At 68.4% G+C, this 24,565-nt stretch carries 21 protein-coding genes; 15 read left to right on the top strand and 6 right to left on the bottom strand.

Annotated elements, in window-relative coordinates:
• Positions 1-12 precede the first annotated feature (12 nt).
• Positions 13-792, top strand: coding sequence for an exodeoxyribonuclease III (gene xth / locus H7A86_RS19495; RefSeq protein ID WP_104649893.1), 780 nt, complete (start codon positions 13-15; stop codon positions 790-792).
• Positions 789-1,226 carry a GFA family protein gene (locus H7A86_RS19490; RefSeq protein WP_119131551.1) on the top strand — a complete coding sequence of 146 codons (438 nt, stop codon included), beginning with the start codon at positions 789-791 and terminating at the stop codon, positions 1,224-1,226. The genes xth and H7A86_RS19490 overlap by 4 nt, the downstream gene beginning before the upstream one ends.
• 58 nt (positions 1,227-1,284) lie before the next feature.
• Here H7A86_RS19490 and H7A86_RS19485 read toward each other — a convergent pair whose 3' ends face one another.
• Entirely contained in the window at positions 1,285-1,536 is a 252-nt protein-coding gene (locus tag H7A86_RS19485) for a GlsB/YeaQ/YmgE family stress response membrane protein (protein WP_016901812.1), read from the bottom strand.
• 126 nt (positions 1,537-1,662) lie between these two features.
• Here H7A86_RS19485 and H7A86_RS19480 point away from each other — a divergent pair, with 126 nt between their 5' ends.
• Positions 1,663-2,259, top strand: coding sequence for a 4'-phosphopantetheinyl transferase family protein (locus H7A86_RS19480; protein WP_119131552.1), 597 nt, complete (start codon positions 1,663-1,665; stop codon positions 2,257-2,259).
• A 111-nt stretch (positions 2,260-2,370) separates the two neighbouring features.
• On the opposite strand, the gene H7A86_RS19475 is transcribed toward H7A86_RS19480, so the two are convergent.
• Both H7A86_RS19475 and H7A86_RS19470 read right to left on the bottom strand, forming a co-directional pair.
• Positions 2,371-3,957, bottom strand: coding sequence for an alkaline phosphatase D family protein (locus H7A86_RS19475; protein WP_119131837.1), 1,587 nt, complete (start codon positions 3,955-3,957; stop codon positions 2,371-2,373).
• Between the two features lie 264 nt (positions 3,958-4,221).
• Positions 4,222-5,850, bottom strand: a complete 1,629-nt coding sequence (locus H7A86_RS19470; RefSeq protein WP_119131553.1) for an alkaline phosphatase D family protein — start codon at positions 5,848-5,850, stop codon at positions 4,222-4,224.
• Here H7A86_RS19470 and H7A86_RS19465 point away from each other — a divergent pair.
• From H7A86_RS19465 to rpmG, 9 genes are all read left to right on the top strand, one after another.
• Entirely contained in the window at positions 5,849-6,274 is a 426-nt protein-coding gene (locus H7A86_RS19465) for a hypothetical protein (protein WP_147421323.1), read from the top strand. The two genes, H7A86_RS19470 and H7A86_RS19465, sit on opposite strands and share 2 nt — an antisense overlap.
• Positions 6,275-6,281: 7 nt before the next feature.
• Positions 6,282-6,923 carry a 16S rRNA (guanine(527)-N(7))-methyltransferase RsmG gene (rsmG, locus tag H7A86_RS19460; RefSeq protein WP_104585644.1) on the top strand — a complete coding sequence of 214 codons (642 nt, stop codon included), beginning with the start codon at positions 6,282-6,284 and terminating at the stop codon, positions 6,921-6,923.
• A 132-nt stretch (positions 6,924-7,055) separates the two neighbouring features.
• On the top strand, positions 7,056-8,876 hold the full coding sequence (locus H7A86_RS19455; protein ID WP_119131555.1) for a DUF885 domain-containing protein: 1,821 nt from the start codon (positions 7,056-7,058) through the stop codon (positions 8,874-8,876).
• 308 nt (positions 8,877-9,184) lie between these two features.
• Complete coding sequence (locus tag H7A86_RS19445) at positions 9,185-9,568, top strand: hypothetical protein (RefSeq protein WP_180707956.1); 384 nt, start codon at positions 9,185-9,187, stop codon at positions 9,566-9,568.
• 55 nt (positions 9,569-9,623) lie between these two features.
• Positions 9,624-10,895 (top strand): TolC family protein, encoded by a 1,272-nt coding sequence (locus tag H7A86_RS19440; protein ID WP_119131556.1) that lies wholly within the window; start codon positions 9,624-9,626, stop codon positions 10,893-10,895.
• Positions 10,896-11,104: 209 nt separating this feature from the next.
• Positions 11,105-12,367, top strand: coding sequence for an efflux RND transporter periplasmic adaptor subunit (locus H7A86_RS19435; protein WP_119131557.1), 1,263 nt, complete (start codon positions 11,105-11,107; stop codon positions 12,365-12,367).
• A gap of 314 nt (positions 12,368-12,681) precedes the next feature.
• Positions 12,682-15,876: an efflux RND transporter permease subunit gene (locus H7A86_RS19430; protein WP_119131838.1), complete on the top strand. Its 3,195-nt coding sequence runs from the start codon at positions 12,682-12,684 to the stop codon at positions 15,874-15,876.
• A 312-nt stretch (positions 15,877-16,188) separates the two neighbouring features.
• Complete coding sequence (gene rpmB / locus H7A86_RS19425; protein ID WP_002809459.1) at positions 16,189-16,425, top strand: 50S ribosomal protein L28; 237 nt, start codon at positions 16,189-16,191, stop codon at positions 16,423-16,425.
• 13 nt (positions 16,426-16,438) lie between these two features.
• A complete protein-coding gene (gene rpmG / locus H7A86_RS19420; RefSeq protein ID WP_002809462.1) occupies positions 16,439-16,606 on the top strand; it encodes a 50S ribosomal protein L33 in 168 nt (55 codons plus the stop codon).
• A 455-nt stretch (positions 16,607-17,061) separates the two neighbouring features.
• On the opposite strand, the gene H7A86_RS19415 is transcribed toward rpmG, so the two are convergent.
• The 3 genes from H7A86_RS19415 to H7A86_RS19405 form a co-directional block, all read right to left on the bottom strand.
• Positions 17,062-18,084 carry an amidohydrolase family protein gene (locus H7A86_RS19415; protein ID WP_119131558.1) on the bottom strand — a complete coding sequence of 341 codons (1,023 nt, stop codon included), beginning with the start codon at positions 18,082-18,084 and terminating at the stop codon, positions 17,062-17,064.
• A gap of 234 nt (positions 18,085-18,318) precedes the next feature.
• Complete coding sequence (locus H7A86_RS19410) at positions 18,319-19,374, bottom strand: 4-oxalomesaconate tautomerase (protein ID WP_119131559.1); 1,056 nt, start codon at positions 19,372-19,374, stop codon at positions 18,319-18,321.
• Positions 19,367-20,038, bottom strand: a complete 672-nt coding sequence (locus H7A86_RS19405; protein ID WP_104585158.1) for a 4-carboxy-4-hydroxy-2-oxoadipate aldolase/oxaloacetate decarboxylase — start codon at positions 20,036-20,038, stop codon at positions 19,367-19,369. The genes H7A86_RS19410 and H7A86_RS19405 overlap by 8 nt, the downstream gene beginning before the upstream one ends.
• Positions 20,039-20,139: 101 nt before the next feature.
• Between H7A86_RS19405 and H7A86_RS19400 the strand changes: the two genes are divergently transcribed.
• The 3 genes from H7A86_RS19400 (at position 20,140) to H7A86_RS19390 (ending at position 24,549) form a co-directional block, all read left to right on the top strand.
• The gene (locus H7A86_RS19400) at positions 20,140-21,450 is read left to right on the top strand and encodes a LysR family transcriptional regulator (RefSeq protein ID WP_119131560.1); all 1,311 of its coding nucleotides are present in this window, start codon (positions 20,140-20,142) and stop codon (positions 21,448-21,450) included.
• A 13-nt stretch (positions 21,451-21,463) separates the two neighbouring features.
• Positions 21,464-22,882: a cardiolipin synthase gene (gene cls / locus H7A86_RS19395; RefSeq protein WP_104650350.1), complete on the top strand. Its 1,419-nt coding sequence runs from the start codon at positions 21,464-21,466 to the stop codon at positions 22,880-22,882.
• Between the two features lie 275 nt (positions 22,883-23,157).
• Positions 23,158-24,549, top strand: coding sequence for an FAD/NAD(P)-binding protein (locus H7A86_RS19390; RefSeq protein ID WP_119131839.1), 1,392 nt, complete (start codon positions 23,158-23,160; stop codon positions 24,547-24,549).
• The last annotated feature ends 16 nt before the right edge of the window (positions 24,550-24,565 follow it).

The following is a 24,565-nucleotide window of genomic DNA, read 5'->3' as shown; positions in this document are numbered from 1 at the left end:
ACGGTCCGCGCCATGAAGATTGCCTCCTGGAACGTCAACTCGCTCAACGTGCGCCTGCCGCACCTGCAACAGTGGCTGGCGGACTTCGCGCCGGACGTCGTGGGCATCCAGGAAACCAAGCTGGAAGACCACAAATTCCCGGATGCGGCCCTGGCCGCGCTGGGCTACCGCAGCGTGTTCTGCGGGCAGAAGACCTACAACGGCGTGGCGATCCTGTCGCGCTCGCCGGCGCTGGAGGTGCAGATGGGCATCCCCGGCTTCGATGACGTGCAGCAGCGTGTGATCGCCGCCACCGTCGATGGCGTGCGCATCATCAATCTGTATGTGGTCAACGGCCAGGACGTGGGCACCGACAAGTACGCCTACAAACTGCGCTGGCTTGAGGCGGTGCACGACTGGATCGCGCAGGAACTGCAACGCCACCGGCAGCTGGTGGTGCTGGGCGACTTCAACATCGCCCCGGATGCGCGCGACGTCTACGCGCCGGAAGTGTGGAGCGACAACCACATCCTCACCTCCACCGCCGAGCGCGGCGCCCTCAACAAGCTGCTGGCGCTGGGCCTGCACGATGCGTTTCGCCAGCATCACGACGATGCCGGCCATTTCAGCTGGTGGGATTACCGCCAGGCCGCCTACCGCCGCAACCTGGGGCTGCGCATCGACCTGACCCTGGTGTCGGATGCGTTGCGCGCCCGCGCGGTGGAAGCGGGCATCGATCGCGAACCACGCACCTGGGAGCGCCCCAGCGACCACGCGCCGGCCTGGGTGCGGCTTGCCGAGGCCAGCGCATGAGCGAGCGGCATCTGCGGCGTAGCACGCACAAGGTTGGCGAGGTCACGCTCGGGGCGGTGCACCGGCTGAGCTGTCACTGCGGCGCGGTGCAGATCGATCTGGACCTGCCGCACGGGCTGCTCGATCCGCGCCGTTGCGATTGTTCGATGTGCCGCCGCCGCGGCGCCATCGTCGCCTCGGTCACGCTCGATGGCCTGCATGTGTTGCAGGGCGAAGACGTGCTGCGGCTGTATCAGTTCAACACGCATACCGCGGCGCATTATTTCTGCGGCGTGTGCGGGATCTATACGCATCACCGGCGGCGCTCCAACCCCAATGAATACGGCTATAACGTCGGTTGCCTGGAAGGCGTCAATCCGTATGCGCTGAACATCACTGTGCCGGTGGAAGACGGGGTGTACCATCCGGCCGATCGGGTTGCGGTCGATGGCTGAAACGGCAACGCCCGGGCAAGCCCGGGCGTTGGGTTCTGCAGCGTTGCGTGTACGTCGTTTAACGCACGCGGCCACGTGTAAACAGGTTGACGATTGCCAGCAGGATTACCGCACCCACCAGCGACCACACGAAGGTCCACAGGGTGATGGCCTGATTGATGCCGCCACCGAACAGGAAACCGGCAATCAGCGCGCCGACGATGCCGACCACGATATTGAGGATGATGCCTTGCTGCGCATCGCGACGCATGATGATGCTGGCCAGCCAACCCACGATGCCGCCGACGATCAACCAGATGATGATGCCCATGTTGCCGAACTCCTCATTCGATTGCACCGGAAGTAGTGCATGGACGCCATTCAACGCAGACAGGCGTGAAGTGACTGTCGAGCGCGATCACACGCCGATGCGAGCGTTGTGCTTGGTGCATGCAGCGTGACAGCGTACGCGAGCTGGCACATCGGACCGGTGCAACTGTGGCTGCGTCCGCATCGGCATGGCGAGCGCGGCGAGCCCCAGGCGCGCGAGTTGCTGGGCCAGGCGCTGGCGTTGGAACCTGCCCGGGTACCGCTGCTGCGTGACGCGCGCGGGCGCCCGTCGCTGCAACCGGCCTTGCCCGACTGGGACGCCGGCTGGAGCCATAGTGGCGATTATCTGTTGGTCGGCCTGGGCAACCGCGTGCGGCTGGGCGTGGACCTGGAACGCATCCGCGCGCGCCCGCGGCTGCTGGAGATCGCGCAGCGATTCTTCCATGCCGACGAGATCGCACTGCTGGCCGGGCTGGAGCCGGACGCGCAGCAGGCGCTGTTTTTCCGCCTGTGGTGTGCCAAGGAAGCGCTGCTCAAGGCGTACGGGCATGGTCTGTCGTTCGGCCTGCATCGGCTCGCCTACGCGGTGGCACCCGACGGCGCATTGCAGTTGCAATGGTGCGACCCGGCGCTGGGCCAGGCCGCACACTGGCGGCTGCACGAGTGGTGGGCCGCACCCGACTGCCGCGCCGCACTGGCGTTCCATCCATCGCCGGCCGACTAGGCGCGGCGATCAACGCACTGCATCTCTGCACCGCAGCGCCAGCGCGTTGTCTTGATCGGGCTGCAGCACGTGCAGGCCGTGGATCTGTGCCGTGGCGGCCCGACCACTGTCTCAGGCAGGTTCCGGCCGCGCCGCGGCATGCGGCAGGATCGGCTGACGGAACTGCGCCACCCCGTCCAGATCGCGCAAGGTCACCGTCAGCACGCCGGTGCGTGCATCGATCTCCACTTCGCCAAAGAATTGAAATCCTGCCAGCGGCGACAGGTTCGGCGCCGGCGGGGCTTTCTGGAAGATCACTGTCGGCCCGAACGTGGCATCGAGTGCATTGGGGCCGAAGCTGCCGGCATTGAGCGGGCCGGCCACGAATTCCCAGAACGGCTCGAACTGCTGGAACGCCGCGCGGTCCGGGTGGTAGTAATGCGCCGCGCAATAATGCACATCGGCGGTCAGCCACAGCGTGTTGCGAATGCGCGCTGTGCTGATGAAACGCAGCAGCGTGGCGATCTCCTGTTCGCGCCCACGCGGCACGCCCGGATCGCCGTTGGCGACCGCCTCCCAGCGCGCGCGGCCCGCTGCGTCCTGCCCATCGGGGACCTGCAGGCCGATCGGCATGTCGGCGGCGATCACCTTCCATTGCGCGTGTGAACCGGCCAGTTCGCGCTGCAGCCAGGCCAGTTGCTGCGTACCGAGAAATGCCGCGTCCGCGCCCGGCTGCGGTTGCAGGTTGTCGCTGTTGGCGCCGCGATAGCTGCGCATGTCCAGCACGAACACATCCAGCAGCGGGCCGTAACTGATCTTGCGGTAGATGCGACCGTCGCCATCGGCACGCACGCCGCGCATCGGGGCGTATTCCAGGAATGCCTGGCGCGCACGACCGGCCAGCATACGGATATCGCGCACCTGATAGCGCGCGTCCAGCTGCTTGCCGGGCGACCAGTTGTTGGTGGTTTCGTGATCGTCCCACTGCCAGAGTTGTGCGACCTCGGCATTGAAGCGGCGCACATGCTCATCGAGCAGGTTGTAGCGGTAATTGCCGCGGAATTCGCCCAGCGTTTCGGCCACCTTGCTCTTGGCCGCGGTGGTGAGGTTGCGCCAGCGCCTGCCTTCTTCGACGACCAGCTCGGCCGGGACGGGGCCGTCGGCATAGATGGTGTCGCCGCTGTGCAGGAAGAAGTCCGGGTTGCGCTCGCGCATCGCGCTGTAGATGCGCATGCCGCCGATGTCTGGATTGATGCCGAAGCCCTGGCCGACGGTGTCGCCGCTCCAGACAAAGCGCACATCGCCATGTGCCTGCGGCGCACTGCGCAGATGGCCATGCACCGGCGCGCTCAAGGTGCCGTTGTCGGCATCTTCGAAACGCACCCGGTAGAAGATGTCCTGACCGCGCGGCAACGCGCCCAGATCCACCCGCGCAGTGAAATCGTGCGCCGGCAAGGCCACCGGCCCATCCACACGACGCGCCTGCCGCAGGCTCGGGCGCGTATCCCATTCCACCCGCAGCCGCGCCGGCCGGTCGCAGCGGCTCCACAGCATGGCCCGGCCATCCACGACATCGCCGCTCTGCACTCCATCGGTGATCAGCGGCCGCCCGGACGGCGCAGCCAGACTGCGCGTGGACCAAGCGGCAGTGGCCGGCAGCAACAAACCGGCACCCAAACCTTGCAACACGCGGCGGCGGGCGGGATCGGCGGTGGGCATGGCATCCTCGATGCGTCTGGCAGCGGGCATCCAGATATAGCGCCGCTGTCTTACCGGGGCGTGTCCATGGCGCTGCATGACGCAGCAGGCCAGGCGGCGATGGAGGCCGTCACCTCGTTGCGCAGCACGCAGGTGATGGGGTGCGTGACAAGAGCGCGGAATGGCGGTTCACGCGTGCTGCCGCTGTCGTGGAAGCTCGGCGCAGGGATGCCGTGGCGGATGGGTGGCGCATGCCGTTGCCATGCTCCGCAGCACACCGCAGGCTCATGCCTCCACTGCGCCGGCCTTGCCGTCTTCGACCACGAAGCGTTTCAACGTCGAGACCGTTGCATCGCGGTCGCGGCGGTCGGAGATGCCTTGCAGGCGGGTTTCCATCCGCCCCGGGGTCAGCGTCACCGAGACATAGCCGCGGGTTTCGCCTTCGGCGTAGTGCACATGCGGATTGAGCGCCATGGTGGCGTGCAGTTCGGCGTTGCTCTGGCCGTCGGAGGTGATCGAGGTGCCGACGAATTCGGTGGCCAGCGTCGCCGAGTCCGGGTCGGCCGGATCTTTCTTCAGGTCGTTCACCCAGTACGAGTGGATGTCGCCGCCCCAGAACACCGGATTGCGCAGCCGCGTGGTGGCGATTGCGTCGAGCATGCGGGTGCGCGTGGCCGGGTAGCCGTCCCAGCCATCGGTCCAGTGGCCGAACACGCCGTCGCGGCCATGCTGGTTCAGCGGTGCCACCAGCAGATCCTGCGCGATCACGTTCCAGCGCGCCGGCGATCGTGCGAAGGCGCCATGCAGCCAGCGCTCCTGTTCCCAGCCGAGCATGCTGCGGCGTGGGTCGGTGCGTTCGCGGCAGTTGGCGTCCACCACGTGGCCGCCGCGCCAGCCGTTGGCCTGCGGGCAGGGTTGTTCGCTGCGGTACTGGCGCCCGTCGAGCACGTAGAAGCGCGCCAGCTGGCCGTAGTCCAGCGCCCGGTAGATGCGCATGTTGGCGCCATGCGGGCGGCTGGCTGCGCGCAGCGGGAAGTGTTCGTAAAAGGCACGGTAGGCGGCCGCGCGCCGGGCCAGGAAGCTGTCGACCGCAATCGAAGGGTCCTGCGACCAGCGATTGGCGTAATCGTTCTGCACCTCGTGGTCGTCCCAGGTCGCCACGCAGGCGCTGCCGGCGTGCAGCGCCTGCAGGTCGGGGTCGGTGCGGTACAGCGCGTAGCGGTTGCGGTAGCCGGCCAGATCCAGGCACTCGCCGCTGCCGTGCGGGCGCACGATCTTCTTCGCCGCCTCGCCGCGGTTGCTGTATTCGTAGATGTAATCGCCGAGGAAGAACACCAGGTCCGGCTGTTCGGCGGCCAGGTGGCGGTAGGCGCTGAAATAGCCCTGCTCCCAGTGCGAACACGACACAAAGCCCAGTCGCGCCGCATCCGGCAACTGGTGCGGCGCCGGCAAGGTGCGCGCGCTGCCGACGGGGCTACGCGCGCCCAGCGCCTGGAAGCAGTACCAGTACGGGCGATCGGCGGCCAGGCCGGCCAGCTCCACATGCACCGCGTGGCCCCATTCCGGGCTGGCGACGGTCTGCCCCTGGCGCACGATGCGGCGCATGCCCGGGTCGCTGGCCACCTGCCAGCGCACCTGCACCGGGGCGCTCAATCCACCGCGTCCATCCGGCTCCAGCGGGCGTGGCGCCAGCCGGGTCCAGATGACAAAGCCGTCGGCCAAAGGGTCGCCGGCGGCCACGCCCAGGGTGAACGGGTCCGGGCTGCCGCCGGCACGTGCGAACGGGCTGAGCAGTCCGGCGGCCGCCAGCCCGGCGCCAGCGATAAGAAGACGGCGGCGGCCGTGATCCACGGCGGCAGGGGCGTCGCCGGGGCCGGGCAGGGGCGATGCGGAGGATGGGGCGATCAAGGACATGGACACAACACGCAATCAGGCGGACGCGACCATGGTGCGACGGGCGGATGTCCGTTCGATGGCAGCGGCACTGCCGTGGCTGCCGGCGCAGGCTCGTGCGCCCCATATCGACCATCGACCATCGACCATCGACCGATGGCGGATGGCGGATGGCGGATGGCGGATGGCGGACGGCAGACGGCAGACGGCAGACAGCAGACAGCAGATGACGGACACGGGGTGCGCCACCGCGGTGGTTGATCCTGCCCACAGCGATGCGCATGCGCCGGTGCAGCCGCCGCTGGCGTGGCTGCAGGCCCTGCGGCATCGCCAGACCTGGACATGTGTGCTGGGCAGGTTCAAGTACGCCAGCTTCCTGCCCACGCGCCGCGCATCGCCACCATGCGCGGTACGCGTGCACCTGCACGCCGGCCAGCTGCGATAATCGCGGCATGAACGATGCCGCACTTGCCCCCGATGTAGCCGCCGCACTGGCGCATGGCCTGCAGGCCCAATCCCTGGATGCGGACTTTGCCGCGCCGTTGTTGCGCTATCTGACGCTGCTGGTGCGTTGGAACAAGACCTACAACCTCACCGCCGTGCGCGACCCGCGCGAGATGGTCACCCGCCATCTGCTCGATTCGCTGGCCATGCAGCCCTACATCGCCAGCGGCACCTTGGCCGACCTGGGCACCGGCCCCGGCCTGCCCGGCATCCCGCTGGCGATCACCCGCCCGCAGCTGCAGGTGACCCTGGTGGAAAGCAACGGCAAGAAGGCGCGCTTCATGCGCGAGGCGCTGCGCCAGCTGGCGCTGGGCAACGCACGCGTGGCCGAGTCGCGCGCCGAAGCGCTGGACGAACCGGCCGCCTACGACCACCTCACCGCGCGGGCACTGGATACGCTGGCCGGCATCATTGAGGTCGGCGGTCACCTGCTGCGCCCGGGCGGTAGCCTGCTGGCGATGAAGGGCATCTACCCGCACGACGAGATCGCCGCGCTGCCCCCCGGCTGGACGCTGGCCGAGGTGCATCCGCTGCAGGTGCCCGGCCTGGAGGGCGAGCGGCATCTGGTGGTGGTGCGCAAGGCAGGCTGAAACGGCCGGCCCGTCCGGCCGCGTGCATTCACTCCCCACTCCCCACTCCCCGCGCTGGGACTTCCGGCCCATGGCAGCTGCCGCCCGGGCTGCCATGATCGAACGTTCGATCCGAACGTAGGCCGCCCGCACGTGACATCTCCTCTCGCCGCCGCACTTTCGCTCGCCCTGCTGGGCGCAAGCTTCGCCGCCACCTCGGCGCAGGCCGCCGCACCGGCACCAGTGGCGCCCGCCACGCTGACCACCGAGCGCCCCGCCGATGCGCGCTTCCGCGCCATCTACGAAAAAGAGTGGCGCTGGCGCCAGGCCGAGACCGGCCAGGCCGACGAAGACAGCGACACCACCGGCGACAACACCCATCTGCCCGATGTCGGCCCGGCCGCGCAGCAGGCGCGCCTGGAGGTATGGGACGACGTGCTCAAGCAGCTCGACGGCATCGACCCGAAACAGCTCTCGCCCAGCAACCAGGTCAACTACGCCATCTACCGCCCGCAGGTGGAAAACCTCGCCGCCGAAGTGCGCCTGCGCCTGTACGAGATGCCGTTCAACTCGGACAGCTCGTTCTGGTCCAACCTGGGCTTCATGGCGCAGCGGCCGATGAAGACTGCCGCCGAGTACCGCGCCTATATCGCGCGCCTGAACGATGTGCCGCGCTACTTCGACCAGCAGACCGCCAACATGCGCGCCGGCCTGGCGCGCGGGTTCAGCGTGCCGCGCGCGGTGCTGGATGGCCGCGACGTTTCCATCGCCACCGTGGCCGATGTCAAGGATCCCACCGCATCCAGCTTCTACGCCCCGTTCAAGCAGCTGCCGGCGCAGATCCCCGCCGCCGAACAGGCGCAGTTGCGCGAGCAGGCCAAGGCCGCGCTCAGCACGGCGGTACTGCCGGCCTACGCCAAGCTGCTGGGCTTTTTCCGCAACGAGTACATGCCCAAGGCGCGCACCACGCTGGCGGCCGAAGCGCTGCCCGACGGCAAGGCGTTCTATCGCCAGCAGATCCGCGAATACACCACGCTGGAACTGACCCCGGAGCAGATCCACCAGATCGGCCTGGATGAGGTGGCACGCATCCAGGCGCAGATGGACGCGATCATCCGGCAGGTCGGTTTCAAGGGCAGCTTTGCGCAGTTCCTGAGCTTCCTGCGCACCGACCCGCAGTTCTACGCCAAGACCCCGCAGGAGCTGCTCGATCGCGCCGCGTGGATCTCCAAGCGCGTGGACGGGCAGGTCGGCAGGTTCATCGGCACGCTGCCGCGCGGGCGCTTCACCATCAAGCCGGTGCCGGACGATATCGCCCCGTTCTGGACCGCCGGCCGCGGTGGTGCCACCACCTACTGGGTCAACACCTACAACCTGCCGTCGCGGCCGTTGTACAACCTGCCGGCGCTGACCCTGCACGAATCCTCGCCGGGGCATTCGCTGCAGGGCTCACTGGCGCTGGAGCAGGGCGACCAGCCGGCGTTCCGTCGCGAAAACTACATCTCCGCCTATGGCGAAGGCTGGGCGCTGTACACCGAGAAGCTCGGCCAGGAAATGGGCATCTACGAGACCCCGTACGAGGAATTCGGCCGGCTCACCTACGAGATGTGGCGCGCCTGCCGGCTGGTGATCGACACCGGCGTGCACCACGACGGCTGGAGCCGCGAGCAGGCGCTGGCCTACCTGCGCGACCGCACTGCGCTGAGCGAGCACGAGGTCACCACCGAGGTGGACCGCTACATCTCCTGGCCCGGCCAGGCGCTGAGCTACAAGCTGGGCGAGATCACCATCGTCAAGCTGCGTGCCGAGGCTGAGAAAGAACTGGGCGACCGCTTCGACATCAAGGCCTTCCACGACGCGGTGCTGAAGCAGGGGTCGGTGACCTTGCCGGTGCTGGAACAGCAGGTGCGCGCCTTCATCGCCGAGAGCAAGTCACGCCCGGCCGCCGCCAGGCCAAACGCCGCCGCCCCCTGATCCGGCACAACGGTCCGCTCCACGTAGGAGCGGACCCGGCCGCGACGCCCGGCCCGACCCTGGCACCGCCGCGGCCTGGAACATCCAGGTGACCGCTGCCGGCGACCGGCCATCCACACGCTGTGTGCGTGCAGCCGGCATCCCGGCGTGATGCCATTGGTCCGACCCCGACCCCGACCCCGACCCCGACCCCGACCCCGACCCCGACGGCGTCGCGGCCAGGTCCGCTCCTACCGCGCTGCCGTGCCGGCGCGTGCCCGGCCGCCCATGCGATTGTGTAACTGCCCCGGCCCCGATACGCTGCGCCCATGCTGCTTCGCCGCGCCCGCCTGTTGCACCCCTTGCTGCGCCTGATGGCGTTGGCGGTGCTGGTCATGGGCGTGCTGGTGGCACCGGTGGCTTGCGCGCTGGGCGATGTGCATGCACTGGCGCACGACCAGATGCACCTGGAAGACACCGCGCCGCATGGCCATGACGGCGCCGACGAAGGCGATGCCGGCGAGCGCGACGGGGCCGGCCTGATGCACGCCCTGATGCATAGCGGCTACTGCCACGGCCAGAATCCGGCGGTATTGCCGGCGCTGGCCTGGCTGCCGCTGTCCACGCACGCGCAGGCCCAACCCGTGGCCGTGGTCGCGTACTACCGCTCGCACCTGAGCGAGACCGGATTGCGTCCCCCGATCGCGGCCTGATGCATCGCCGGCGGCTGCCGGCCTGTCCATCGATCCCGATTCCGGAGACACCCTCATGTGGTTGCGACTGACGGCACTGGCCGTCTTCGCGGTCGTGCCGTGCGCCATGGCGCAGGACGCACCGCCCAAACCCGTGCTGACCCTGGACGACGCCATCGCGCGCGTCGCCCGGCAGCACCCCGACCTGCGCCTGGCCGATGGTCAGCGCGCGGTCCTCACCGCCGACGCCGAGCGCGACGCGCTGCGTCCGCCGTTGCGCATCGGCGCCGAACTGGAAAACGTGTTCGGCACCGGCCCGACCCGCGCGCTGGACCAGGCCGAACTCACCGTCACCCTGGCTGGCGTGCTGGAACGCGGCGGCAAGCTGGACGCACGCCGCACCCTGGCCCAGGCACGCATCGACGCACTGGCCCCGCAACGCGCGCTGGCGCGCCTGGATGTGCTGGCCGAAGTGGCGCGGCGCTATCTGGCCATCGGCATGGCCGCGCAGCGGCAGGCAGTTGCGCTGGAAACGCTGGCGCAGCGGCAGCGCACCGTCAGTGCCGCGCGCCAGCGGCTGCAGGCCGGCGCCTCGCCCGAATCGGTGCTGCTGACCGCCCAGGCCCTGCAGGCGCGCGCGGAACTGGAGCGCGATCGCGCGCAGCAGGAGCTGCTGGCCGCACGCCGCCAGCTGGCGGTGCTATGGGGCCAGCGCACGCCTGACTTCGGCGATGTCACCGGCGACCCATTGCAGCTGCCGGCGATTCCCGACTTCGAGGTGCTGGCGCAGCTGCTCGATGCCACTCCCGAACTGGCGCGCTTGAACGGCGAGCAGCGCGTGCGCGAGGCGCGGGTGCGGCTGGCACGCAGCCAGGCGCGTCCGGACCTGGACTGGCAGGTGGGCGTGCGCCGGCTCCAGGCCAACGACGCCACCGCAGTGCTCGGCAGCGTTTCGCTGGCCCTGGGCAGCGCCGCGCGCGCACAACCGGAGATCCGCGCCGCCGAGGCGGAGCTGTCGTTGCTGGAGATCGAACGCCAATCGCAGGCGCTGGTGCTCCACGCCACCCTGGCCGACGCGCATGGCCGCTACCGCGCCGCGCAGCTGGAAGTGGCGCGGATGCGCAGCGATGTGCTGCCCGCACTCGCGCGTGCCGATGCCGCGGCCGAGCGCGCCTACCGCGCCGGCGCCACCAGTTATCTGGACTGGGCGCAGCTGCAGGCACAGCGCAGCGATGCACGCCAGCAGCAACTGGCTGCCGCATTGGAAGCGCAGACCGCATTGATCGAGATCCAGCGCCTGACCGGGCAGCCGTTCGTGGTCGACAACGCTGCGCAGGTGCGGCCATGAGCGCGACGTCCGCTGTGCGCTTTCGCCCTGCCTGCCCGTGTGCGCCGGGATCTGCTGCGCCGGGATCGGTATCGACGTTCGCAATCGCGCCGGCAGCCAGCAGTCGCCAGGTGATGCCCGCGCCCACCGCGCAGCCAGAGCGTCCGGCGTACCCCTTCTTCGTTCGTTCGCCCGACGCAGCGCGTCGGCGCCCACCAGGATGTTCTTCGATGACACGTTTTCTGATCGCGCCGCTGTTGCTGGCGCTGCTGCTGGGCGGCTGCGGCCGCAACGGCGAAGAATCGCATGACCACGCAACGCCCGGTGCCGAGGGCGAGGCCGACGCACATGGCGAAGACGCCGAAAAAGGCGCGCACGGCGGGCGCCTGCTGCGCCAGGACGGTGACAGCGTGGAGCTGGCGATTGCCGAAGACGGCACGCCGCCGACCTATCACGCCTGGCTGTACCGCGACGGCAAGCCCTTGCCGCCCGGCGCCGGCACTGTCGAAGTGCGCTTGACCCGGCTCGGCGGCGTCCACGAAGTGCATCGATTGCGCGCGCGCGACGACGGCAGCCTGCTGGCCGACAGCACGGTCGGCGAGCCGCATTCGTTCGACGTGGAAGTGCGCGCCACCGTGCAGGGCAGGCCGCGTCGCTGGGCCTATCCCAGCTATGAAGGCCGCACCACCATCGCGGCGAAGATCGCGCAGGACGCCGGCATCCGGGTCGCGCCGGTCGGTCCCGGCAGCATCGCCGACCAGCACGAGGTGCAGGGCCTGCTGACGCCGGCAGAAGGTGCGCAGGTGCAGGCCACCGCGCGCTTTCCCGGGCCGGTGCGCAGCCTGCGCGTCAACGTCGGCGACCAGGTGCGCGCCGGCCAGGTCCTGGCCACGGTGGAGAGCAATCTGAGCCTGACCACGTATCCGGTCAGCGCACCGATCAGCGGCACCGTACTCGCCCGCAATGCCAGCCTGGGCAGCAACGCGGGCGAAGGCCAGGCGCTGTTCGAAATCGCCGACCTGTCGAGCCTGTGGGTGGATCTGCACATCTTCGGCGCCGATGCCGGGCACATCACTGCCGGCGCACCGGTGACGGTGACGCGCATCAGCGATGGCGTGGTGGCGCAGACCACGCTGGAGCGCGTGTTGCCAGGCACGGCCACGGCCAGTCAGAGCACGGTGGCGCGCGCGGTGCTGCGCAACAGCGACGGCTTATGGCGGCCGGGCTCTGCAGTGAAGGCGCGGGTGACGGTGGCGCAGCAGCCAGCGGCGATGGTGGTGCCGGTCGGGGCCTTGCAGCAGTTTCGCGACTGGGAGGTGGTGTTCGTGCGGGTGGGGGATGTGTACGAGGTGCGGCCGGTGACACTGGGCGCGCGCGATGCGCAGCAGGTGCAGGTGGTGTCGGGTCTGGCGTTGGGGGATGCGGTGGTGGTGGAGCAGAGCTATCTGGTCAAGGCCGACATTGAAAAGTCGGGGGCCTCGCATGATCATTGATCGCTGCGTTTACGGCTTGCTTCTTCCTCGGCCGCACGCATGGGCGTGCGAACAGCGCTTCCATGCTTCAGCGACACGCATTCTACGGCATCGACGCGGTCGCGCAGCGGGCGATCACACCAGCAACAGCGTCACAGTCTGCGCGGCAGAGGCCGGGAGCGATCGCGAGATTGGCGGAGGTCGGGATCCTGGATGCAGTGCCGCCGGCCGCCGGCCACCCGCTGCGATTGCACAGGCGCCGTGCGTGCGTACGCATGCACTGATCGGCGTGGCTGCGCACGCCGTTGCGCCGAGTGTGCGCGGAGGTGCGCGCCATGCTCACTGACATCATCCGGTTCGCGATCGCGCAGCGCTGGTTGATGCTGGCGTTGACGGGGGTGTTGATTGCGATCGGGGCGTGGAGTTTTTCGCGCCTGCCGATCGATGCCACGCCGGACATCACCAATGTGCAGGTGCAGGTCAATACGGCCGCGCCGGGATATTCGCCGTTGGAGTCGGAGCAGCGGGTGACGTTCCCGCTGGAGACGGTGCTGGCAGGATTGCCGGGGCTGGAGTCCACGCGCTCGTTGTCGCGCTACGGCTTGTCGCAGGTCACCGCCGTGTTTGCCGATGGCACCGATCTGTACTTTGCGCGGCAGCAGGTGGCCGAGCGGCTGCAGCAGGTCAAGTCGCAACTGCCGGCCGACCTGGAGCCGCAGCTGGGGCCGATCGCCACCGGCCTGGGCGAGATCTTCATGTACACGGTCGAAGCCAAGCCGAATGCGCGCAAACCCGATGGCAGTGCGTGGACGGCCACCGATCTGCGCACCCTGCAGGATTGGGTGGTGCGCCCGCAGTTGCGCAACGTACCCGGCGTGACCGAGGTCAACACCATCGGCGGCTATGCGCGGCAGATCCATATCACTCCGGATCCGGCACGCCTGGTCGCACTGGGCTTTACGCTGGACGATGTGGCGCGCGCGGTGGACGCGAACAATCGCAATATCGGCGCCGGCTATATCGAACGCAACGGCCAGCAGTTCCTGGTGCGGGTGCCGGGGCAGGTGGATGACATCGCGCAGATCGGCGCGATCGTGCTGGATCGACGCGAGGGTGTGCCGATCCGGGTGCGCGATGTGGCGCAGGTCGGCGAGGGCCGCGAGTTGCGTACCGGTGCGGCCACCCAGGACGGCAGCGAAGTGGTGCTCGGTACAGTATTTATGCTGGTCGGTGCCAATAGCCGCACCGTGGCGCAGGCCGCAGCGCAGCGGCTGGAAGTGGCCAATGCCAGTCTGCCGGCCGGCGTGCAGGCGGTGCCGGTCTACGATCGCACCGCACTGGTGGACCGCACCATCGTCACCGTCGCCAAGAACCTGGTCGAAGGCGCGTTGCTGGTGATCGTGGTGCTGTTCCTGCTGCTGGGCAACGTGCGCGCGGCCCTGATCACCGCGGCGGTGATTCCGCTGGCGATGTTGTTCACCCTCACCGGCATGGTGCGCGGTGGCGTGTCCGGCAACCTGATGAGCCTGGGCGCGCTGGATTTCGGCTTGATCGTCGATGGCGCGGTGATCATCGTGGAGAACTGCCTGCGCCGCTTCGGCCAGGCGCAGCTGCGCCTGGGGCGGGTGCTCGAGCGCGATGAGCGTTTCGAACTGACCGCCGAGGCCACTGCCGAGGTGATCCGTCCCAGCCTGTTCGGTCTGGGCATCATCACCGCGGTGTACCTGCCGGTGTTCGCGCTGACCGGTATCGAAGGCAAGATGTTCCACCCGATGGCGATCACCGTGGTGCTGGCGCTGAGCGGTGCAATGTTGCTGTCGCTGACCTTCGTGCCGGCGGCGATCGCCTTGTTGCTCGGCGGCAAGGTGGCCGAGCACGAAAACCGCGCGATGCGCTGGGCGCGCGGCGTGTATGCACCGTTGCTGGATCGCGCGCTGCGTCACGGCCGTTGGGTCGGTCTCGGTGCGTTGGCGGCGGTGGCGCTGTGCGCGGTCCTGGCCACGCGCCTGGGCAGCGAGTTCATCCCGAACCTGGACGAGGGCGATATCGCGCTGCATGCCCTGCGCATTCCCGGCACCAGCCTGGAACAGGCCATCACCATGCAATCCACGCTGGAAAAACGCATCAAGCAGTTTCCGGAAGTGGCGCATGTGTTCGGCAAGCTCGGCACCGCCGAAGTGGCCACCGATCCGATGCCGCCGTCGGTGGCCGATACGTTCCTGATCATGCATCCGCGCGAACGATGGCCGGATCCGCGCAAGCCCAAGGCGCAACTGGTGGCCGAGATCGAGCAGGCGGTGAAGCAGCTGCCCGGCAACAACTACGAGTTCACCCAGCCGATCCAGATGCGCATGAACGAGCTGATTTCCGGCGTGCGTGCGGACGTGGCGATCAAGGTCTACGGCGATGACCTGGACACGCTGGTCACCCTGGGGCAACGCGTACAGGAAGTCGCCAGCACGGTGCCGGGTGCGGCCGACGTGAGCCTGGAGCAGGCCACCGGCCTGCCGATGCTGGCAGTGGTGCCCGATCGCGCCGCGCTGGCCGGGTACGGGCTCAATCCCGGCGTGGTGCAGGACACGGTGGCGGCGGCGGTGGGTGGGCAGGCGGCCGGGCAGCTGTTCGAAGGCGACCGCCGTTTCGACATCGTGGTGCGGCTTCCGGAAGGGCTGCGGCAGGACCCGACGGCGTTGGCCGATCTGCCGATCCCGCTGCGCGGCGATGGCGAGCGCGCCGATGCCGACGAGTCCAGTCGCGCGGCCGGTTGGCGCAGTGGCGAGCCGACCACGGTGCCGCTGCGCGAGGTCGCCAGGGTCGACACCGTGCTCGGGCCCAACCAGATCAATCGCGAGGACGGCAAGCGCCGCATCGTGATCACCGCCAACGTGCGCGACCGCGACCTGGGCGGATTCGTCGCCGAGGTGCAGCAGCGCGTGCGGGCCGAGGTGGTGCTGCCCACCGGCTACTGGATCGGCTACGGCGGTACCTTCGAGCAACTGATCTCCGCCGGCCAGCGCCTGGCCTGGGTGGTGCCGGGGACCTTGCTGCTGATCTTCGCGCTGCTGTACTGGTCGTTCGGCTCGCTGCGCGATGCGCTGGTGGTGTTCAGCGGCGTGCCGCTGGCGCTGACCGGCGGTGTGGTGGCCTTGGCGCTGCGCGGCCTGGCCTTGTCGATCTCCGCCGGCGTCGGCTTCATCGCGCTGTCGGGGGTGGCGGTGCTCAACGGCCTGGTGATGATCGCCTTCGTGCGCAGCCTGCGGGCCGAGGGCCTGTCGCTGGAGCAGGCACTGCGCGAAGGCGCGCTGAGCCGTCTGCGCCCGGTGCTGATGACCGCGCTGGTGGCCGCGCTGGGCTTCGTGCCGATGGCCTTCAACGTCGGCGCCGGGGCCGAGGTGCAGCGCCCGCTGGCCACGGTGGTGATCGGCGGCATCGTCTCGTCCACGCTGCTGACCTTGCTGGTGCTGCCGGTGCTGTATCGCTGGCTGCACCGCGAGCGGCCGGGGCGGCTTGCATCGAAGGCGGTTGGTTGAGACGTGACACGATCCCGGCAGGCGCGTCTGTCGGGATCCGATGGCCGCAGCCTCAGTCAGCGGTGGATAGGCAAGGGGCGCCAGGCGGCAAACAACGGTGGTACAGGCTAAGTGCTTGCGGCACAAGGAATTGCCGTGCATAATGCGCGGCTCGCTGTGCCCGGATCGCTCCGGATGGCGGCACCCAGCGCGATGGGGTTGCCGGCTTGTTCCCAGCGTAAGTTCTTGATTCCCAACGTTGCGTGGCAGCTGATGCTGTCGGGGCCGCCGCTCCCCAGGCTATGGGTGGCAATTCATTTATCGAGGTGCGTAATGTCCCGCGTATGCCAAGTGTCCGGCAAGCGTGTGCAGACGGGTAACAACGTCTCCCACGCAAACAACAGAACCCGTCGTCGCTTCCTGCCCAACCTGCATGAGCGCCGCTTCTGGGTCGCCAGCGAGAACCGTTGGGTGAAGCTCCGTGTCTCCGCGCATGCATTGCGCACCATCGACAAGAACGGGATTGATGCCGTTCTGAAAGAGCTGCGTGCGCGCGGCGAAAAGGTCTGAGGAGTAAGCAGTCATGGCAAAAGGCAAGCGTGACAAGATTCGTATGATTTCCTCGGCCGCTACCGGCCACTTCTACACCACGGACAAGAACAAGAAGAACACTCCGGGGAAGATGGAAATGATGAAATACGACCCGGTCGTGCGTAAGCACGTGATGTACAAGGAAGGCAAGATCAAGTAATCCACCGATTACCGATCTGCATCCAGCAAACACCCGCCGCAAGGCGGGTGTTTGCGTTTGTGGAAATCGATCGCGGTGTTCTTGACGGGTATCGATGATTTTTCCGATTACACGTCCCTTATCCAGCGTGCATACCCCTCTCCCTCCGGGAGAGGGGTTGGGGTGAGGGTACGACGTGGCGAAGCCACTCGCAGTGGTTTGAGTACCAGAGGCTTTGCACTACCCTCATCCGCCCCTGCGGGGCACCTTCTCCCGATGGGAGAAGGGAGCGAGACGTCGTTTTTCCGATTGCACGCACCGTTAGTAGTTTGCAGTTCGAGGCGAAGCAGTCGGTGTTTTACTTCTGACGGCGCGTGGCGACGCGTTTGACGTCGCAGGCGGTGACTGCTCTCCGAGGCGCCCCTCATCCGCCCCTGTGGGCACCTTTTTTTTCCCGATGGGAGAAGGGAACACCGTTACAGCCCGCGCGCGCGCAACTGCGCATCCAGCCGCGGATACACCCGCCGCGCATTGCCTTCGAACACCTTGCGCCTGTTGGCGTCGGACATCGCCAAGGCATCGATATAGCGCTTGGTGTCGTCGAAATACTGGCCGGTCTGCGGGTCGATGCCGCGCACCGCGCCCACCATCTCCGAGCCGAACAGGATGTTGTCGATGTCGATGACCTCGAACAGCAGGTCGATGCCGGGCTGGTGATACACGCAGGTATCGAAGAACACATTGCGCATCACATGCGTGGACAACGGCGGCTTGCCGAGCATGTCGGCCAGGCCGCGGAAGCGGCCCCAGTGATACGGCACCGCGCCGCCACCGTGCGGGATGATGAAGCGCAGGTCCGGGAAATCGGCGAACAGATCGCCTTCGAGAAACTGCATGAACGCGGTGGTATCGGCGTTGAGATAATGCGCACCGGTGGCGTGGAAGTTGGCATTGCAGCTGCCCGACACATGCACCATCGCCGGCACGTCGAGCTCGACCATTTTCTCGAAGAACGGATACCAGGCGCGATGGGTCAATGGCATGCCGTTCCAGTGGCCGCCGGACGGGTCGGGATTGAGGTTGCAGCCGACAAACCCAAGCTCGGTGACGCAACGTTCCAGCTCGGCGATCGATTGGGCGATCGGCACGCCCGGCGACTGCGGCAGCTGGCACACGCCGATGAAGGTGTGCGGATACAGCTGCACCACCCGCGCGATCAGGTCGTTGCAGTGGCGCGTCCACACCTGGCTGACCGCTGCGTCGCCGATGTGGTGCGCCATGGTGCTGGCGCGTGGCGAGAAAATCGTCATGTCGGCACCGCGCTCGCGCAACAGGCGCAGCTGGTGCTGTTCGATGCTTTCGCGCAATGCGTCGTCGGAGATGGACGGATACACCGGCGCGGGCAGGCTCGGGTCGTCGTACTGCGCGATCTGCGCCTTGCGGAAGGCATCGTGCGCCGTGGGCGCGGTGGTGTAGTGGCCGTGGCAGTCGATGATCATGGCAGGGGTCTTCTCGGGGCAGCGGGATCAGGGAGCAAACGACCACGTGCGCGGGAGGCTGACCCACACGGCGCGCGGAACCTGCAGGTGCCTACGTAGGTTGCGGCCCGCGCATGGATGCTCAGCCGCAGGTCGTTGCCGCAGGTGGTGCCGGCCACGCTGCAAGGCAGGCGCAGGGAGCGGGCGTGGCATTGGCGATGGCCATCGATCCAGCCCGCTGGCGCATCCATCCGCTCAGCCATACAGCTGCCCATCGAACAGTTTGCGTGCGGTGCGCAGCACCGCGGCACGCACCACCTCGCCGTGCGCGTCTACGGTGATGACGCAGCTGCTCGCACCGCTGGGATGTTCGACCTCCAGCTGCTGCGTGGTGCCGCCGGGCAGCTGCGCCAGCGCATGTGCGGGCGAACCGGGCAGCAGGCAGGCGGTGGCCACGGTGACGGCGCCGAGGACGCCGATCGAGGCATGGCAGCGGTGTGGAATGAACGAGCGTACGCTGATCGCGCCGCCGTGGCGCGGGGCGGCGACCAGCATCATCTTCGGCACGGTGGCCTCGGCGACATCGCCCAGCCGCATCAACGGGCCGGCCTGTAGACGAAGCGATTGCAGGCGGCTTTTCAGCGCAGCGTCGGCATCGAGCGTGCTGCGGTCTTCGTAACCGCTGATGCCGAGATCGCTGGCGCGCAGCACCACGCAGGGCATGCCGTTGTCGATCAGCGTGGCCTCCACGCCATCCAGGAGATCGACACGGTTGCCGGTGGGCAGCAAGGCGCCACACGAGGAGCCGGCGATCCCGGCAAAGGCCAGTGCAATCGGCGCAGCGGTGCCGGGCACGCCGTCGATGCGGGCGTCGCCGTCGTAGCGCACCTGGCCGCCGGGCGTCTGCACGCTGGCGGTGGCCAGCGTGCCGGTGTTGCGCATGAAGATGCGCACCTCGGTCTCGCCATCGCGTGCCGGCAACAGGCCGCGTTCCAGTGCGAACGGCGCAACCCCGGCCAGCATGTTGCCGCAGTTCTGCGCGTCGCTGACCTGTGCCTGTTCCACCGACACCTGCAGGAACAGATACTCCACGTCGGCATCGGCGCGCGCCGAGCGCGACACCACCGCCACCTTGGAGGTCAGCGGGTCGGCGCCGCCCATGCCGTCGATCTGGCGGACATCCGGCGAGCCATAGGCGCGCAGCAGGAAGGCATCGCGCGCGGCGCGCTCGCTCGGCAGCTCGTCGGCCAGGAAAAAGCCGCCCTTGGAGGTGCCGCCGCGCATCCACATCGCGCGTACCTGCTCAGACATAACGCAGGCCCTTGGCCGCCAGGCGTTCGCGCATGGCGTAGATGTCCAGGCCCAGTTCGCCGCGTGCCAGGCGCTCGCGTTTGAGCAGTTCGCGCGCTTCGCGCGCCTGCGCTTCGGCCAGCACCGCGGCAGCGGTGGCGCGTGGCACCACGCAGACGCCATCGTCGTCGGCCACCACCACATCGCCCGGTTGCACCAGCGCGTCGGCGCAGACCAGCGGCACGTTGACCGAACCCAGCGTCTCCTTGATGGTGCCCTGCGCGCAGATCGCGCGGCTCCAGGCGGGAAACTGCATCGCCGTGAGGTCGCGTACATCGCGGACCCCGGCATCGATGACCAGCCCGCGGCAGCCACGCGCCTGTGCCGAGGTGGCCAGCAGATCGCCGAAGTAGCCGTCGCAACAGGCGCTGGTTGGCGCGACCACCAGCACGTCGCCGGGCTGCAGCTGCTCGATGGCCACATGCATCATCCAGTTGTCGCCGGGCGGGATCGACACGGTGACGGCGGTGCCGGCGATGCGGCAGCCGGTGTAGATCGGGCGCAGCCGATGATGCAGCAGGCCGCTGCGCCCCTGCGCCTCGTGCACGGTGGCCACGCCGGCCTGCGCAAGCCCGTCGACGATGGCCAGCGGGGTGCGCGCGATCCGGGTGACGACCTGGCTCATCCATCCATCCTCGTTAGGAGTGCGCCGAGTCTGTGCGGCGATCGCCTGCTGGCTCAAGATTCATTTGAGGTATGCATATTGGTTTTGCTTATAGTTAGAGCATGCCGCCGACTCCCGAGCCGAACCTTCGCCATCTGTACGCCCTGGCCGTGGTGCATCGGCTGGGCAGCATCAGCGCGGCCGCGCCGCAGGTGAACCTGTCGCAGCCGGCATTGACGCAGGCGGTGGCGCGGCTGGAACAGCAGCTCGGCGCGCGCCTGTTCGAGCGGCATCCGGGCGGCATGGTCGCCACCGAGGCCACCCAGCTGCTGGTGCCGCGCATCGAGCGGGCGTTGGCGCAACTGGGGCGCGGCATCCGGGTGGCACGGCGGGCGCTGCGGCTGCCGGCGCGCCCCGGCCTGGAGCGACGGGTTTCGCTGGGGCAGCTGCAGGCGCTGGTCGCGGTGGACCTGGCAGGGAGTTATTCGCTGGCGGCGGCGCGCGCCGGGGTGTCGCAGCCGGCGATCTACCGCGCGGTGCAGTCGCTGGCCGATGTGGTCGAGGTGCCGCTGACGGTGCGTCGCGGCAAGACCGTGCAAGCCACGCCGGTGGCCACGCGGCTGTTGCGGCAGGTGCGCCTGGCGCTGGCCGAATTGCGCGCCGGTCTGGACGACGTTGCCGGGTTGCGCTCGCAGCATGCCGGCCGGATCGCGCTGGGGGTGATGCCGTTGGCGCGGGCGATCCTGCTGCCGCAGGTCCTGGCGCGGTTTGCGCGCGCGCATCCCGGTGCCAGCGTCAACGTGGTCGAAGGCCCGTATGCCGAATTGCTGGCGCATCTGCGCGAGGGCGGGCTGGATCTGCTGATCGGTGCGCTGCGCGAGCCGCTGCCGCTGCGCGATGTGCTGCAGGAGCCATTGTTCGACGACGAGCCGGTGATCGTGGCGCGCAGCGGGCACCCGCTGGCCGGGCGCGCCTATGCGTTTGCGCAGCTGCTGGACTATCCCTGGGTGATCGCCACCACCGGCACACCGGTGCGCGCGCGCTGGGAGCGCATGTTTCGCGATCAGCAGATCGAGCCACCGGCACTGCGCATCGAGTGCGGCGCGGAACTGACCATCCGCGGGCTGCTGCTGGAAGGCGACTGGCTCACGCTGATGTCGCGCGACCAGTTCCTGTTCGAGCGCCGCGCCGGGTTGCTGTGCGAGATCGGCCGCGCCGGGCCGCAACTGCGCCGCCAGATCGGCATGACGTTTCGCAGCGACTGGCATCCCACCCGCGCGCAGTCGGCATTCGTGCAGACGCTGCGGCAGGTCTGCGCCGAGCGCGTGCAGCCGGCCGATGCACAGGGCGGGCCGTTTCGCTATTGCGTGCCGATCGACGCGCCCGCCCCGTTGCGTTCACACACCGGGCGGTCAGAATCGGAACCTTCTTGAGAACGGATTGCTGATGCTGCCTGACTGGTTGCAAGGGACCTGGCTGCTGGCGCTGGACTGGGTGATTCGCCTGGCCGCGCTGTTGTGGATTCCGGCCCGCACCACGCCCGGTGCAGCGCGTAGCTGGTTGCTGCTGATCGGCTTCGTGCCGGTGGTCGGCCTGCCGCTGTATCTGCTGTTCGGGCATCCGTGGCTCTCGCGGGTGCGGGTGGAACGCCAGGCCACCGCCTCGCAGGTGATCCGCGAGCAGCAACTGCCCCTGCACGCCTTGCGCTGGACCCCGCAGGCGGATACCAGCAGCGCCGAGGTGGTGCCGCTGATCGAACGCCAGGGCGATTTCATGCCCACGCTGGGCAATGCGGTGGAGTTGCTGGACGACTACGCGCAATCGCTGCAGGCCCTGGTCACGGCGATCGACACGGCGCAAAAGCGCGTGCACCTGCTGTATTACCTGATGTTCGACGATGCGGTGGGCGATGCGGTGGTCGCTGCGCTGCAACGCGCCAGTGCGCGCGGCGTGCGTTGCCGCGTGCTGCTGGATGCGGTGGGCGCCAAGCGCGGTCTGCGCCATTACCGCAAGCGGCTGCAGGATGCTGGCGTGGACGTGCTGGCGGTATTGCCCGGCGGCCTGCGCTGGCGCCGCAGCGGGCGCATGGATCTGCGCAACCACCGCAAGATTGCGGTGATCGACAACCAGGTGGGTTTCGTCGGCTCGCAGAATCTGGCCGAGGCCGGCTTCATCGATGGCGTGCCCAATCGCGAGCTGGTGGCGCGCGTGCGCGGGCCGGTGGTCAATCATCTGGAAGCGGTATTCGCCAGCGACTGGTTCACCGAAACCGGGCAGCGCCTGGACGTGTGGCCGGACGCACCGGTCTGCGAGGCCAACATCGCCACGCAGTTGCTGCCCAGCGGGCCGGCGTATCCGTTCGAGAATGCACGCGATGCGATCAACGCGGTGATCCATCTGGCGCGCCGCAAGGTGGTGCTGGTGACGCCGTACTTCGTTCCCGACGAAGCCTTGCTCAGCGCCTTGCGCATCGCTGCGGTGTCCGGCGTGGATGTGCAGCTGATCCTGTCGGAGAGCAACAACCAGGTCCTGGCGGCCTGGGCGCAGGAGGCGTATTTCGAGGAGCTGCTGCGCTGCGGGGTCAAGATCGCGCTGTACCGCCCGCACTTCCTGCATGCCAAGCACCTGAGCATGGATGAGGACATCGCACTGGTCGGCTCGATCAACCTGGACATCCGCTCGTTCGCGCTCAATGCCGAGATCGGCATGCTCTGCTACGACCGGGGCGTGGTGCAGCGGTTGCGTGCGATCGAGCAGGATTACCTGGCCAACGCCCGCCAGCTGGACCTGGAGCAGTGGCGCACGCGCCCAGCCTGGCGCCGCAGCCGCGAGGGCATCGCACGCCTGGCCGATGCGTTGATGTAGACCTTGCGTGTGTGCCTGGTTCACGCGGCGCAGTGCCCGTTGGAGCGTGGGTGGTGCCTGCGATGGCAGGTGTCATGCTGGGTGCAGGCGTGGGCCAGCAAGGCCTTACCGGGTGCGGGCGTGCCCGCGCTCGAACGGACGCGTCGGGCGATCGCTCTGGCGGGTGGGCGCGTCAGGCGACCGGCATGCCTGCGCGGCGTTGCGCTACCCCGGCCATTGCGGCGGGCATGGCCATTGTCATCGGTGCGACGCGACGCATCGCCTACAATTGCCGGATGAATGAACTGCGTGATCCCGGAGATGCAGTGATCGCCATCGTTGGCGGTGGCGCATCCGGTGTGCTGGTGGCGCTGCAGCTGCTGCGTCAGGCCGTGGCGCCGCTGCAGATCGTGCTGATCGAGCCGCACGCGGTGCTCGGCGAGGGCGTGGCCTACTCCACCACGCGGCCGGAACATCTGCTCAACGTGCCCGCCGCGCGGATGAGTGCGTTGGTGGAGGCGCCGCAGGATTTCGTCGATTACCTGCATGCGCACAGCTGCTGCCCGGAGCTGGAGGACGCGCAGCTGCCGCAGCACTTCGTCGGGCGTCGGCACTACGCGCCTTACCTGCGCAATCGCCTGCAGGCTGCGCGTGCGCAGGGCCCGGCGACGCTCACCGTGCACGGCGCCCGCGTACAGACATTGCAATGCGATGCCGATGGCGCGCTGTTGCAGCTCGACGATGGACAGACCCTGCAGGCCACCAGCGTGGTGCTGGCGGTAGGCAACGCGTTGCGGCCGTTGCCACTGCGCGGGGCCACCGGCCTGTCGGCAGCGCAGCGGGTGGAAGCCTGGGATACCGAGGCGGTCGCCGCGTTGCCGCAGGAGGCGGCGGTGTGCATCGTCGGCTCGGGACTGAGCATGGCCGACACGGTGGTAACGCTGGCCGCGCAGGCGCATCGCGGTGCGGTACACGTGGTATCGCGGCATGGGCTGCTGCCGTTGCCACAGGTGCACTGCGTTGCGGCGGACTTCGATCCGCAGCCGTTGCTGGCGCTGCCGCTGCGTGCGCGCATGCGCAGCGTGCGGCAGCATGCGCGGGTTGCGATGGCGCAAGGCCTGCCCTGGCAGAGCGTGATGGAGCGTCTGCGCCCGCTGAGCCAGGCCTTGTGGCAAACGCTGTCGATCGCCGACCAACGCCGCTTCCTGCGCCATGTGGTGCGCTATTGGGATGTGCATCGCCACCGCATCGCCGCGCCGGTGCATGCGCAGTTGCAGGCGATGCGCGCGCGCGGGCAATTGCAGCTGCATCGCGCGCGGCTGGAGGTGGCGTACCAGGCCGGTGCCTGCGTGCGGCTCAGTGCCGGCGCCAGTGCCGGGCATGCGCTGCAGCTGGATGTGCAGACGCTGGTCAACGCCACCGGCGTGGAAATGCGCGTGCAGGCGATGCGCAACCCGCTGCTGCAGCAACTGCTGGGGCAGGGCATTGCAGTCGCCGGGCCGCATGGGATCGGGGTGGATACCGATGCCGATGGCTGCCTGATCGATGCCGATGGGCGCGCCAATCCGCGGCTGCGGGTGATCGGCAGCCTGCGGATCGGTTCGTTGTGGGAGAGCCTGGCGGTACCGGAGCTGCGTGAGCAGGCAGCGGCGATTGCGCGGGATGTGTTGGGACTGCTTGGGCGGTGATTGATCGGCGTCGCTC

Origin of the sequence: Xanthomonas euroxanthea (assembly GCF_903989455.1) — a bacterium.
Lineage (GTDB): Bacteria > Pseudomonadota > Gammaproteobacteria > Xanthomonadales > Xanthomonadaceae > Xanthomonas > Xanthomonas euroxanthea.
This window is presented reverse-complemented; position numbering and strand designations above follow the sequence as displayed.